This window comes from Massilia sp. ZL223, from assembly GCF_018119395.1.
Taxonomy (GTDB): Bacteria; Pseudomonadota; Gammaproteobacteria; order Burkholderiales; family Burkholderiaceae_D; genus Telluria.
This window is the reverse complement of the sequence record NZ_JAGPWD010000003.1, coordinates 230,816-242,856: the sequence shown is the minus strand read 5'-3', so window position 1 is coordinate 242,856 and position 12,041 is coordinate 230,816. Positions and strand designations below refer to the sequence as shown.

Sequence of the window (12,041 nt, the reverse complement as noted above, 5' to 3'; positions counted from 1 at the left end):
CAGCCCTGCCCCGCCGCGCGCGAGCGCCAGCGCGCGCTGACCGCGTCCATCGATTTGCCCAGCGCTTCCTTGTCCTTGGCCGCCTTGGCGTCCGCTTCGGCCTTCTTGGCGGCGGCGGCCTGGGCCTGGGCCGGCGTCTGAGGCGGCAATGCCGCCCATGCGCCCTGGGCCACGGCCAGCGCCGCCGCCAGCGCAATCCTGTTCAGCGTGATGGTCTTCATCATTTGCTCCCCATCGTGCCCGGCGCGGCCGGCCCTTTGGGCGCGGTATTGCTGGCCGGGGCGGTCGGCTGGTTGGCGGGCGGCGGCGCCGGCGGCGGGTTGTCGCCCGACGGCACCTGGGTGCCCTGGCTGCTGCCGCCCGGATTGGTGACGCCCTTGTCCGGCCCCTGCCCGGTTTCGTGGACGGTGCCTGCCGTGGCCGCGCCGCCCGTAGTGCCGCCCGAGCCGCCCGCGATGCCCGGCGTGCCGCCCGCATAGGTGGCGTCGGTGGTCGGCGGCTTGTTCTTTTCCAGGATCTCGCCGCTGGTGCCGCCGCCGGCCGTCACCTGGCCCGGGAACTTGGTCTGTTCGATGCCGGCCACGTGGGCCGCGCGGTTGCGGTCGCAGCCGGCGGTCAGGACGAGCGCCGCCAGGGCGAAGGGGATCAGGATGCTGGTCGTTTTCATGGCTGTCCTCAATGCGCAGGGCCTGGGCGAGGCGGCGGAACCGTTCCCGGCCCGGTCGCGCGGCTCGCGCCCGACACCGTGCCGTTCTTCACCTGCTCGTACCACAGCGCGTGGTGGGCGCGCGCCCATTCCTCGTCCACGGTGCCGTAGCGCATGGCCTCGTAGGCCCCCGGGGTTCCCCAGGTGCCGATGTAGATGTGGCCCATGGCGGCGGCGATGTAGAGCGCGGAGCCGCCGATATGCAGGTAGTTCGCCACCTGCATCACATAGCGGGTCTGGCCGAAGGTGACGAAGTCGAGAATCAGGCCGGTGATCGACATCACCAGGCCCAGCAGGGTGACGCCGAGCCAGAACCAGGTCTTCTCGCCGGCGTTGAAGAAGCCGGCCGGCACGTGCTTGTGCGAGACCAGCCCCCCTCCCTGCTTCACCCATTGCCAGTCGTTGCGGTTGAAGAAGTTGCGCCGAACGAAGGTGAAGAACATCAGGATCGAGCACAGGATGAACAGCGGGCCGACGAAGTTGTGCAGGTATTTCGAGATGATGGCCACCCAGGAGAACAGGGTATGGCCCATCCACGGCAGCATGATCTTCTTGCCGAACATGATGATGATGCCGGTGACCGCCAGCGCGATGAAGCTGAAGGCCGTGGCCCAGTGCACCTGGCGCTCCCAGCGGCTGAAGCGCTGGATCGTGCGGCCGGAGCGCGGCTCTTCGCGCATCGGACCGACCGTCTGGTAGAAGATCAGGATCAGCAGCGGCACCACCAGCAGGATGATGCCGGCGATGGTGGCGAGCGGCCCGTTGCGCAGGTGGCGCCAGGTATTGCCGCCGCGCTGGACGATGACGTTGGCTTCGTTGTCGCCGTACTGGCCGAGGAAGTGGCGGTCCAGGTGCACGCGGCCGGAAGCGGCCTGGTTCAGGCCGGGTTCGGGCACGCGCGAATCGCCCTCGATCTGGAGCATGGTCTGCTCTTCCGCATAGGCGGGCTCGGCGCGCTCGTTGGGCACGCCGGCCCAGCTTGCCGGCAGCACCAGCGCGGCCGCGAGGAGCAGGATCGCGCGTAACAGCATCAGGTTCGCTCGCATGGATGGCTCCTCGTCAGGGGTTGGCCCGGTTGTACTCGTTCTGCTTCATGTTGCGGTTTTCCATCGCCGCCCACCAGGCCATCCGGTCATTGTGGAAACGCGTCTGGTAGGGACGCGGATCTTCCTTGCCGGCGTATTCGCCCTTGAGCCAGGCGGGGTGCTGGTCGACTTCGAGGCAGCCGGCCAGCAGCAGCGGCAGCGCCGCGGCGGCAATCAGTCTCAGTGGCTTCATGAGTGCTTTCATGTCGGGAACCTCCCGCCGCCGTTCTGGAAATCGTTGGCTTTCTGGTTCTCGCGCGGCAGGTTGCCCTTGGCCTTGATCTCTCCGCCGCGCTTGGGGCGGCCATAGGCGATCTTCCAGCCCCACAGCTCGGGACCGTAGCCGCGGGTCTCGACGCGCTGGCGGTAGATATCGGCGACGATGTTGGCTTCGCCGGCCAGCAAGGCCTTGGTGCCGCACTGCTCGGCGCAGGCCGGCAGCTTGCCCTCGGCGATGCGGTTGCGTCCGTACTTCTTGAACTCCGCTTCCGAGGTGTCCGGTTCCGGGCCGCCGGCGCAGAAGGTGCACTTGTCCATCTTGCCGCGGTGGTTGAACAGGCCGGTCTCCGGGAACTGCGGCGCCCCGAACGGGCAGGCGTAGAAGCAGTAGCCGCAGCCGATGCACTGGTCCTTGCTGTGCAGGACGATGCCGTCCTCGGTGTGGTAGATGCAATTGGTCGGGCACACCGCCAGGCAAGGGGCGTCGGTGCAGTGCATGCAGGCGACCGAGACCGAGCGCTCGCCCGGCACGCCGTCGTTGATCGTCACCACGCGCCGGCGGTTCACACCCCAGGGCGTCTCGTGCTCGTTCTTGCAGGCGGTCACGCAACCGTTGCAGTCGATGCAGCGCTCGGTGTCGCAGATGAACTTCATCCTCGCAGCCATATCAGTCTCCTCTGCTCTTCTGTCTCGTCAGGCCCGCACCACGCGGCACAGCGACACTTTGGTTTCCTGCATCATCGTCACGGCGTCATAGCCATAGGTCCAGGCCGTGTTGCAGGCCTCGCCGCGCACGGTCGGGGCCCCGCCCTCGGGATAGTGGCGCTCCAGGTCCTCGCCCATCCACCAGCCGCCGAAGTGGAAGGGCATCCACACCAGGCCCACGGGAACGCGCTCGGTGACCATGGCCATCATCTTGAGGCGGGCGCCGTTGGGGCTCTCGACCCAGACGTACTCGCCCACCCGGGCGCCGATCTGCTGGGCGTCGCGCGGGTTGATCTCGACGAACATGTTCTGCTGCAGCTCGGCCAGCCAGGGGTTGGAACGGGTCTCTTCGCCGCCGCCCTCGTACTCGACCAGGCGCCCCGAGGTCATGATCAGCGGGAAGTCCTTGGAGAAGTCGACCGCCTGCACCGACTTGTACAGGGTCGGCAGGCGCCAGAAGGCGGCCTTGTCGTCGTAGGTCGGGTACTTGGCGACCAGGTCGCGGCGCGGCGAGGACAGCGGTTCGCGGTGCACAGGGACCGGGTCCGGGAAGTTCCACACATTGCAGCGCGCCCGCGCATTGCCCCAGGGCGCGCAGCCGTGGGCGATGACGACGCGGATGATGCCGCCCGAATTGTCGGTCTTCCAGTTCTTGCCCTCGGCCATGGCCTGCTCGGCCGGCGTGAGCTCGCTCCACCAGCCCAGCTTCTTCAGGAACACGTGGTCGAACTCGGGGTAGCCGACGTCCAGCTGGCTGTCCTTGTTGGTCGAGCCGTCGGCCGCCAGCAGGGTTTCGCCGTTGTGCTCCACGCCCCAGTTGGCGCGGAAGGGCATGCCGCCCTCGGCCACCGGCTTGCTGATGTCGTACAGGATGGGCGTGCCCGGGTGCTTCATTTCCGGCGTGCCCCAGCACGGCCACGGCAGGCCGTAGTAGTCGCCCTTGCAGGGCCCGGAATCGGCCCGCATCGTGGTCGGGTTGAAGGTGTGCTTGTTCTCCATGTGGAGCTTGAGGCGCTCCGGCGAGCAGCCGGTGTAGCCGATGGTCCAGCAGGAGCGGTTGATCTCGCGCAGGATGTCCTCGACCACGGGCTCGTTGTGCACCACCTTGATGTTCTTGCACAGCTGCTCGGCGAATCCCAGCTTGCGCGCGAACAGGTACATGATCTCGTGGTCGGTCTTGCACTCGAACAAGGGCATGATGACCCGCTCGCGCCATTGAATGGAGCGGTTGGAGGCGGTGCAGGAACCCTGGGTCTCGAACTGGGACGCGGCCGGCAGCAGGTAGACGCCGTCGGTGCGCCCGTGCATGGAGGCCGTCATGCTGGGGTAGGGATCGATCACCACCAGCATGTCGAGCTTCTGCATCGCCGCCTTCATGTCCGGCAGGCGGGTCTGGCTGTTGGGCGCGTGGCCCCAGTAGAACACGGCGCGCAGGTTGCTCGGCTGGTCGACGAACTTGTTCTGCTCGTTTACCGCGTCGAACCAGCGCGACACCGTGATGCCGGGCTTTTCCATCAGCTCCTTGGAGGCGAAGCGCGACAGGATCCAGTTGTAGTCGACGCCCCAGACATTGGCGAAGTGCTTCCAGGAGCCTTCCGCCAGGCCATAGTAGCCCGGCAGCGACTCGCCGTTGGGGCCGACGTCGGTGGCGCCCTGGACATTGTCGTGGCCGCGGTAGATGTTGGCGCCGCCGCCCGGGACGCCGATGTTGCCCAGCGCCAGCTGCAGGATGCAGAGCGCGCGCACGTTGGCGGTGCCCACGTGGTGCTGGGTGATGCCCATGCACCAGACGACCGAGGATGGCCGGTTGGTGGCCAGCATCTCGGCCGCCATGCGCACCGCCGATTCCGGCACGCCGGTGACGTCCGACACTTTATCTGGCGTCCACTTGGCGACTTCCTTGCGCACGTCCTCCATGCCGTAGGTGCGCTGGTTGATGAAGTTCTTGTCTTCCCAGCCGTTCTGGAAGATGTGCCACAGCATGCCCCACACCAGCGGGATGTCGGTGCCCGGGCGCACGCGCACGTAGTGGTGGGCGAAGCGCGCCGTGCGGGTGAAGCGCGGGTCGATCACGATCATCTTCGCGCCCAGTTCCTTGGCGTGCAGGAAGTGCAGCATCGAGATCGGGTGGGCCTCGGCCGGGTTGGAACCGATGAAGAGCACCGCCTTGCTGTGGTGCAAGTCATTGAAGGAGTTCGTCATCGCGCCGTAGCCGAAGGTCTGGGCCACGCCCGCGACCGTGGTCGAGTGGCAGATGCGCGCCTGGTGGTCGCAGTTGTTCGAGCCCCAGAACGAGACCCACTTGCGCAGCAAATAGGCTTGTTCGTTGTTGTGCTTGGAACTGCCGATCACCATCAGGGCGTCGGGGCCGGCGTGCTGGCGCAGCTGCAGCAGCTTGTCGCCGATCTCGTTGATGGCCTGGTCCCAGGAGATGCGCTGGTACTTGCCGCCCACCAGTTTCATCGGGTAGCGCAGGCGGTGCTCGCCGAAGGCGTGCTCGCGCACCGAGGCGCCCTTGGCGCAGTGGGCGCCCATATTGATCGGCGAGTCGAAGGCCGCTTCCTGGCGCACCCAGACGCCGTTGGCGACCACCGCATCCACCGAGCAGCCGACCGAACAGTGGCTGCAGATGGTGCGCTTGATCTCGGTGGGCACCGGCGCGTTGGGCACCGGGTCGGCGGCTTCGGCCGGTTCGATCACGTTCAGCGGCAGGTGCCGGGCCAGCGCGCCGGCGCCGGCGGCGACGCCGGCCCCGACCAGGAAACGCCGGCGCTTCAGCGCGCTGTCGTGCGTCGTCTTTACGAGGGACATGGACTGGCTCCTCCTGTTGCGCTCACCAATAGGCGGCGGACTGGTAATAACGTCGGATGTGATCGGTCTCGTGGTAGCCGCGCTTGGCCTGGGGCGCACTGGCGGGCGCGGCCGGATTGGCTTCCTCGGCCTGGGTGCTGCCGGTGACGACGGCCAGGGCGCCCAGCGGCGCCGCCTTCAGGAAGCCGCGGCGCGATGGGTCCGGCGCCTGTTCCTGCCCGCCGGACGCCGCCGTTGCAGCGCTAACATCGACGCTGACGGCATTGGCCTCGACGCGGGCCATGTCGGTATGTTCAGTCATGGGTCTCCTCCCCGAGCACGAATGCTTCGGCCTCGATCGCCAGGAAAGTCCCGGCCAGCCGCGCAACGAGCCTGTAGTAGTTGGCGCCCTCGGCGCCGGCGATGTCGGCCACCGCGCGCTCGTACCAGGGCGCGATGTGGGCCTCGAAAAACTGCTTTTGCTCGGCCACCGGATGGCGGGCGATGCCCGGGCCGCCCGCGACCAGCACGCGCATGGTTTCGCACAGCGCGCCCAGGTGGTCTTCGAACTCCCCCACCCCGCGCACCCGGGCCAGCCTGAGGCGCGCCAGGTCGGCGCGGAGCTCGGCCAGCGGGGCGTCGTTGATGTAGCCGGACAGGTAGCGGGAACCGTAGGGATTGACGGGGGGCGAGCCGATGCTGACGAACAGCTGGCCGAACTCGTCGGCCACGGCTTGCGGGTCCATGACGGCGGAGGCCAGGGTCAGCTGCTCCCAGGCCTGTTCCAGGGCCAGTTCGCCGCCCTGGGCAATGATGGGGTCGCTTGAGGCGAGCGCCTCCAGCAGCTCGGCGTCCGGCGGAGCCAGCAGCAGCCGCGACAGCAAGGCATACAGGTCGGCGCGCGCCTGCTCCTCTCCACTCAGCGGGGGGGCCAGCGACTGGCCGGCGGGTCGGTCGAGAGTGGGCGCGCTCGGGATGGTCACTGTCCTGCTCTCCTGTTGGCAAAGGTTCATGAGAAGTGTATTCCTCCCGTGCAGGACAGCGCGCACGCTTGCTTCTTCAACGCATTCCCGCCGCCCGCATGATCATCCGCAGCACAAAGGCCACCAGCGCCAGGGTGGCGACCCCGCCCAGCCAGAGGGCCGCCATCCAGGCGAGGCGGCGCGCCCATTCGCGCCCGCTGGGCTTGCTCGCCTCCATCAGTGGTACCCCGCATCGGCCTTGACCTTGCCGCGGAACACCCAGTACGACCAGCCCGTGTACATCAGGATGATGGGCAGGATGAAGAGCGTACCCACCAGCGCGAAGCCCTGGCTGGCCGGCGGCGAGGCGGCTTCCCAGATCGAGATGCTGGGCGGCACGATGTGCGGCCAGATGCTGATCGCCATGCCGCTGTAGCCCAGGAAGATCAGTCCCAGGGCCAGTACGAAGGGCAGCCGGAAGGGTTCCTTCTGGGGCGCCCGCTTGAGCGAGCGCAGCAGCAGGAAGATGCAGGCCGCCACCAGGATCGGCACCGGCGCCAGGAACACGATGTTGGGGAAGGTGAACCAGCGGTCGGCGACGAAGGGGTCGCGCAGCGGGGTCCAGATGCTGACCGCGACGATCGCGAACAGCAGCAGCAGGGAAAACGGCCGCGCCACCTGGACCATGCGCGCGTGCAGCTCGCCCTCGGTCTTCATGATCAGCCAGGTGGCCCCCAGCAGGGTATAGGCGATCATCACGCCGATGCCGGCCGCCAGCGGGAAAGGCGCGATCCAGTCGAGCGGCCCGCCGGCATAGCTGCGGCCCGAGACCGCGATGCCGTCCAGGAAGGCGCCCAGCGAGACGCCCTGGAAGAAGCTGGCCACCACCGAGCCGCCGATGAAGGCCTTGTCCCACAGGTGGCGCTCGTGTTCCTTGGCCTTGAAGCGGAATTCGAAGGCCACGCCGCGGAACACCAGGCCGATCAGCATGAAGATCAGGGGCAGGTAGAGGCCGGACAGGATGATCGAGTAGGCCACCGGGAAGGCCGCCAGCAGCCCTTCCCCGCCCAGCACCAGCCAGGTCTCGTTGCCGTCCCAGACCGGCGCCACGGTGTTCATCATGGTGTCGCGGTCTTTTTTCCTGGGGGTGAAGGGGAACAGCATGCCGATGCCCAGGTCGAAGCCGTCCAGCAGCACGTACATGAAGACCGCGAAGAAGATGATGACGGCCCAGATGATGGAAGTGTCGATGCCCATGGCTTCAGCTCCGCGTCCGCTTGTCGTCGTCTGTATTTTCATCATTCGGCACGTCGGCCGCCGACATCGGGCGGCTCGGCGTGCGCTCCTCGCCCGGCCCGCCTTCCGGCGCGTGGGTCAGCTCGAAGTGCTGCGGGCCCTTGCGGATCATACGCAGCACGTAGCCAGTGCCGGCCCCGAACACGAACATGTAGGCGACCACGAACAGCAGCAGGGTCAGTCCCAGCGACACGGCGCCGTGGGGCGAGACCGCGTCGGCGGTGCGCAGCACGCCATAGACCACCCAGGGCTGGCGTCCCACCTCGGTGGTCACCCAGCCGGCCAGGATCGCGACCAGGCCGGCGGGCCCCATCCACAGGGCGAAGCGCTGGAAGGCGCGGTTGAGGAACAGCCGCCCGCCGCGCCGCAGGAACAGGCTCCAGGCGCCGAGGGCGATCATCAGGAGGCCCAGGCCCACCATCAGGCGGAAGCTCCAGAACACGATCAGGGAATTCGGCCGGTCTTCGCGCGGGAAGTCCTTGAGGGCCGGGATCTGGCCGTCCATGGTGTGGGTCAGGATGATGCTGCCCAGGTGCGGGATGCCGACCGCCAGCCTGGTGCGCTCCTCTTCCATGTCGGGGATGCCGAACAGCAGCAGCGGCACCGCCTCGCCGGGATGGTTCTGCCAGTGCCCTTCCATCGCGGCCAGCTTGGCCGGCTGGTGCTTGAGGGTGTTCAGGCCATGGAAGTCGCCGACGATGGCCTGGACCGGGGCCACCAGCAGGATCATCCACATGGCCATCGACATCATCTTGCGCACCGCCGGGTTGTCGCGCCCGCGCAGCAGGTGCCATGCCCCCGAAGCGCCCACCAGCAGCGCCGTGGTCAGGTAGGCGGCGATCACCATGTGCACCAGGCGGTAGGGAAAGGACGGATTGAAGATGATCGCGATCCAGTCCACCGGCACCATGCGTCCGCCCTCGATGGCGTAGCCCTGCGGGGTCTGCATCCAGCTGTTGGCGCCCAGGATCCAGGTGGCGGAGATCAGGGTGCCGACGGCGACCATGCAGGTGGCGACGAAATGCAGGGCCGGGCCGACGCGGTTCCAGCCGAACAGCATCACGCCCAGGAAGCCGGCTTCCAGGAAGAAGGCGGTCAGGACTTCATAGGACAGGATCGGGCCCATGACGCTGCCGGCGAATTCGGACAGGTAGCTCCAGTTGGTGCCGATCTGGTAGGCCATCACGATGCCGGAGACCACGCCCATGCCGAAGGTGACGGCGAAGATCTTCAGCCAGAAGTGATAGAGGTCGACGTAGACCTGGCGCTTGGTGCGCAGCCAGCACAGTTCGAGCACGGCCAGGTAGCTGGCCATGCCGATGGTAATGGCCGGAAACAGAATGTGGAAAGACATCGTGAAGGCGAACTGGATGCGGGCGAGATCCAGGGCGGACAGACCGAACATGGGTGTTCCTTCGCGCTGTGTCTGAGTGTTGAGAATCTAGCATGCTCATTGGGTGCGCACGGTTGGCGATGTCATTTTTGTATGCATTCGTGGTGTGCGAGCAAACTTGGGTCCCGGCCTTCGCCGGGACGACGTGCTGGGGGAGCGGACTGCGGAAACCATTTCGACACGCAGCCTAAAGACCGTCGTCCCGGCGAAGGCCGGGACCCAAGTTGACGTTGAAGTTCAACATAGGACGATTTGTCGCGCCGCCCAAGCGACAGCCCCGTCTATAATCTCCCCATACGCGTACTACCGGACTTCCCATGACCCAGATCGTCTCCTTCAAGACCGACCAGCCAGTGAACATCCAGGCCCTGAAAGCCAGCTGCTCCGCCTGCAGCATGCACCAGCTGTGCCTGCCGATGGGCCTGGAAGATGCCGACATCAACCGCCTCGACCAGATCATCGGCCGCCGCCGGCGCCTGGAAAAGGACGAGCGCCTCTATCAGATGGGGGAGCCCTTCCGCAACCTGTACGCGGTGCGCTTCGGCCACTTCAAGACCTACCAGGTCAACGCCGCCGGCGAAGCCCAGATCACCGGCTTCCAGATGGCCGGCGAGCTGCTCGGCATGGACGCCATCAGCGGCACACACCACTGCGACGCCGTGGCGCTGGAAGACAGCGAGGTCTGCGAAATCCCCTTCTCGTGCCTGGAAGGGCTGTTCGGCGAAGTCCCCGCCCTGCTGCGCCACTTCCACCGCATCATGAGCCAGGAAATCACCCGCGAGCAGAACGTCATGCTACTGCTCGGCAATATGCGCGCCGAGCAGCGCTTCGCGGTCTTCCTGGTCAACCTGTCGGCCCGCTACGCGGCGCGCGGCTATTCGCCCAACAGCTTCCAGCTGCGCATGTCGCGCGAAGACATCGGCAACTACCTGGGCCTGACCATCGAGAGCGTCAGCCGCCTGTTGTCGCGTTTCAAAAAGCAGGGCTGGCTGCAGGTCGACAAGCGCGAAGTCACCCTGCTCGATCCCGCCAAGCTGAAGGCGCTCGCAGCCGGCACCGACGTGTGCAGCCCGATGGCCTGAACGTGGACGGCAAGCTCCCAGTCGACCTGCACCTGCGCAGCTACGGTCCGCAGCCCCTGGGAGACCGTCACAGCTTCGCCCAGATCGTCCTGCCGGTCGCCGGCGAAGTCGACCTGGAAATCGAAGGCCGCGGACGCACACTCGACCTGCTGCACGCCGCCGTGGTCGCGCCCGGCGCCTGGCATACGCAATGGGGCGAAGCCGGCAACCAGTCCTTCATCCTCGACCTCGGCCCCGAGCTGCTGCACCGGGGTCCTTGGCAGCGCCTGCTCGAACGCCCCTTCACCCCGATCGGCGCCGCCGCCCGCAAGCTGGTCGAATTCATGAGCCTGGCCCGGAGCGACGCCGCCGCCCCGGCGCAGCTGCTGCAAGGCTGGACGCCGCTGCTGCTCGACACCCTGTCCCAGGAAACACCCCAGCCCAGGTCGCGGCTGGCGGCGCTGATGGCGCGCATCGAGGCCGCGCCCGGCCAGCCCTGGACCCTGGACGCCATGGCGCGCGCCTGCTCCCTGAGCGCGAGCCGCGTCCACGCCCTGTTCCGCCAGGAGACCGGCATGAGTCCCCACGACTGGCTGTTGCAGCGGCGCCTCGAGCGGGCCTGTACGCTGCTGGTGGCGACGCGCCGATCCATCGCCGACATCGCCCTCGAGACCGGATTTTCCGACCAGAGCGTGCTCACGCGCGCCATGCGCACTGCGATGGACACCACGCCTGCCGCTTACCGGAAGGCGGCGCGCGAGGATAAGCACAAAACGCAGTAGCTGGCGCCAAGACCCGTCCGCCCCGGTGGGCGAGAATCTCCGCTCTCAGGAGGTTCTCATGGTCATCAATCAGACATCGCTCGGCATCGGCTCGGGCATCCTCGCCGGCGCCCTGTGGGGCCTGGTCTTTCTCGCACCCCAGCTCACGTCCGGCTTCCTGCCCCTCCAGCTCTCGGCCGGGCGCTACCTGGCCTACGGGCTGGTGGCGGCGGTCCTGATCGCGCCATCCTGGCGCCGGCTGCTGCGGGTGCTGTCCTGGAAGGAGTGGCGCGCCCTGCTGTGGCTGGCATTCACCGGCAACATCCTCTATTACGTCTTCCTGGCGACCGCCGTGCAGGCAGGCGGCGTGGCCATGCCCTCGCTGGTGATCGGCCTGCTGCCCATCGCCGTCACCCTGGTCGGCAGCCGCGACCGCCACGCGGTGCCGCTGCGCCGCCTGCTCCCCTCGCTGGCGCTGAGCGCCGCCGGGCTGGCCTGCATCAGCTGGCAATCGGTGTCGAGCACGGGCGCCGATTCCCTGCTCGGCCTGGGCTGCGCGGCCGGCGCCCTGGTCTCCTGGACCATCTACGCCGTCAGCAACAGCCGCTGGCTCGGGCGCCTGGAGGGCGTCTCCGGCCACGACTGGAACCTGGCGATGGGTGTAGTTACTGGCCTGGAGGCCCTGCTGCTGGCGGTCCCCGCCTTTGCCGGCGCGGATGCGGGCCACAGCAATGCCCAGTGGCTGCATTTCGCCGGCGTGGTCACCAGCGTGGCGATCCTGTGCTCGATCCTGGGCAACGCGCTGTGGAATGTGGCGAGCCGCGCCCTGCCCCTGAGCCTGATGGGCCAGATGATCGTGTTCGAGACCTTGTTCGCCTCGCTGTATGGCTTCTTATGGGAAGAGCGCTGGCCAAGCGCCCTGGAGTGGGCCGCGATGGGGCTGCTGGTGGGCGGCGTGGTGGCCTGCGCCCGGGCCCACGCCAGTACTGGCCACGGATGAGGTGCGCCAGTCCGGCGCGCGAACTGGCATCATGGCCGGACGATCCCGACAGGAGCAGACAAG

Annotated in this window: 13 protein-coding genes and 1 pseudogene; 3 read left to right on the top strand and 11 right to left on the bottom strand. The window is 67.5% G+C overall.

The features are described from left to right. From KBW95_RS03945 to KBW95_RS03895, 11 genes and pseudogenes are all read right to left on the bottom strand, one after another. A pseudogene (locus KBW95_RS03945) lies at positions 1 to 224 on the bottom strand (hypothetical protein); the annotation flags it as partial. After that, the gene (locus KBW95_RS03940) at positions 221 to 667 is read right to left on the bottom strand and encodes a hypothetical protein (RefSeq protein WP_211527533.1); all 447 of its coding nucleotides are present in this window, start codon (positions 665 to 667) and stop codon (positions 221 to 223) included. The pseudogene KBW95_RS03945 and the gene KBW95_RS03940, both read right to left, overlap by 4 nt. Positions 668 to 675: 8 nt before the next feature. Continuing rightward, complete coding sequence (locus KBW95_RS03935; RefSeq protein WP_211527532.1) at positions 676 to 1,752, bottom strand: formate dehydrogenase subunit gamma; 1,077 nt, start codon at positions 1,750 to 1,752, stop codon at positions 676 to 678. A gap of 13 nt (positions 1,753 to 1,765) precedes the next feature. Then, positions 1,766 to 1,984, bottom strand: a complete 219-nt coding sequence (locus tag KBW95_RS03930; protein WP_211527531.1) for a hypothetical protein — start codon at positions 1,982 to 1,984, stop codon at positions 1,766 to 1,768. 8 nt (positions 1,985 to 1,992) lie between these two features. Further along, positions 1,993 to 2,676 (bottom strand): formate dehydrogenase FDH3 subunit beta, encoded by a 684-nt coding sequence (fdh3B, locus tag KBW95_RS03925; protein ID WP_211527530.1) that lies wholly within the window; start codon positions 2,674 to 2,676, stop codon positions 1,993 to 1,995. A gap of 27 nt (positions 2,677 to 2,703) precedes the next feature. After that, positions 2,704 to 5,526 (bottom strand): formate dehydrogenase subunit alpha, encoded by a 2,823-nt coding sequence (locus KBW95_RS03920; RefSeq protein ID WP_211527529.1) that lies wholly within the window; start codon positions 5,524 to 5,526, stop codon positions 2,704 to 2,706. Between the two features lie 22 nt (positions 5,527 to 5,548). Beyond that, entirely contained in the window at positions 5,549 to 5,827 is a 279-nt protein-coding gene (locus tag KBW95_RS03915) for a twin-arginine translocation signal domain-containing protein (RefSeq protein ID WP_229429522.1), read from the bottom strand. Continuing rightward, complete coding sequence (locus tag KBW95_RS03910) at positions 5,820 to 6,488, bottom strand: molecular chaperone (RefSeq protein ID WP_373888750.1); 669 nt, start codon at positions 6,486 to 6,488, stop codon at positions 5,820 to 5,822. The genes KBW95_RS03915 and KBW95_RS03910 overlap by 8 nt, the downstream gene beginning before the upstream one ends. A 76-nt stretch (positions 6,489 to 6,564) precedes the next feature. Further along, positions 6,565 to 6,705, bottom strand: a complete 141-nt coding sequence (locus KBW95_RS03905; protein ID WP_211523635.1) for a DUF2474 domain-containing protein — start codon at positions 6,703 to 6,705, stop codon at positions 6,565 to 6,567. Continuing rightward, positions 6,705 to 7,724 carry a cytochrome d ubiquinol oxidase subunit II gene (gene cydB, locus KBW95_RS03900; RefSeq protein WP_211523636.1) on the bottom strand — a complete coding sequence of 340 codons (1,020 nt, stop codon included), beginning with the start codon at positions 7,722 to 7,724 and terminating at the stop codon, positions 6,705 to 6,707. The genes KBW95_RS03905 and cydB overlap by 1 nt, the downstream gene beginning before the upstream one ends. Positions 7,725 to 7,728: 4 nt before the next feature. After that, positions 7,729 to 9,168 carry a cytochrome ubiquinol oxidase subunit I gene (locus KBW95_RS03895; RefSeq protein ID WP_211523637.1) on the bottom strand — a complete coding sequence of 480 codons (1,440 nt, stop codon included), beginning with the start codon at positions 9,166 to 9,168 and terminating at the stop codon, positions 7,729 to 7,731. Between the two features lie 305 nt (positions 9,169 to 9,473). On the opposite strand from KBW95_RS03895, the gene fnr reads away from it, so the two are divergent. The 3 genes from fnr to KBW95_RS03880 are packed head-to-tail and all read left to right on the top strand — an operon-like array spanning position 9,474 to position 11,978. Further along, positions 9,474 to 10,238, top strand: a complete 765-nt coding sequence (gene fnr / locus KBW95_RS03890; protein ID WP_211523638.1) for a fumarate/nitrate reduction transcriptional regulator Fnr — start codon at positions 9,474 to 9,476, stop codon at positions 10,236 to 10,238. Beyond that, positions 10,220 to 10,999, top strand: coding sequence for a helix-turn-helix domain-containing protein (locus KBW95_RS03885; RefSeq protein WP_373888749.1), 780 nt, complete (start codon positions 10,220 to 10,222; stop codon positions 10,997 to 10,999). The genes fnr and KBW95_RS03885 overlap by 19 nt, the downstream gene beginning before the upstream one ends. Before the next feature lie 58 nt (positions 11,000 to 11,057). Next, positions 11,058 to 11,978: a DMT family transporter gene (locus KBW95_RS03880; RefSeq protein ID WP_211527528.1), complete on the top strand. Its 921-nt coding sequence runs from the start codon at positions 11,058 to 11,060 to the stop codon at positions 11,976 to 11,978. Positions 11,979 to 12,041: the final 63 nt, after the last annotated feature.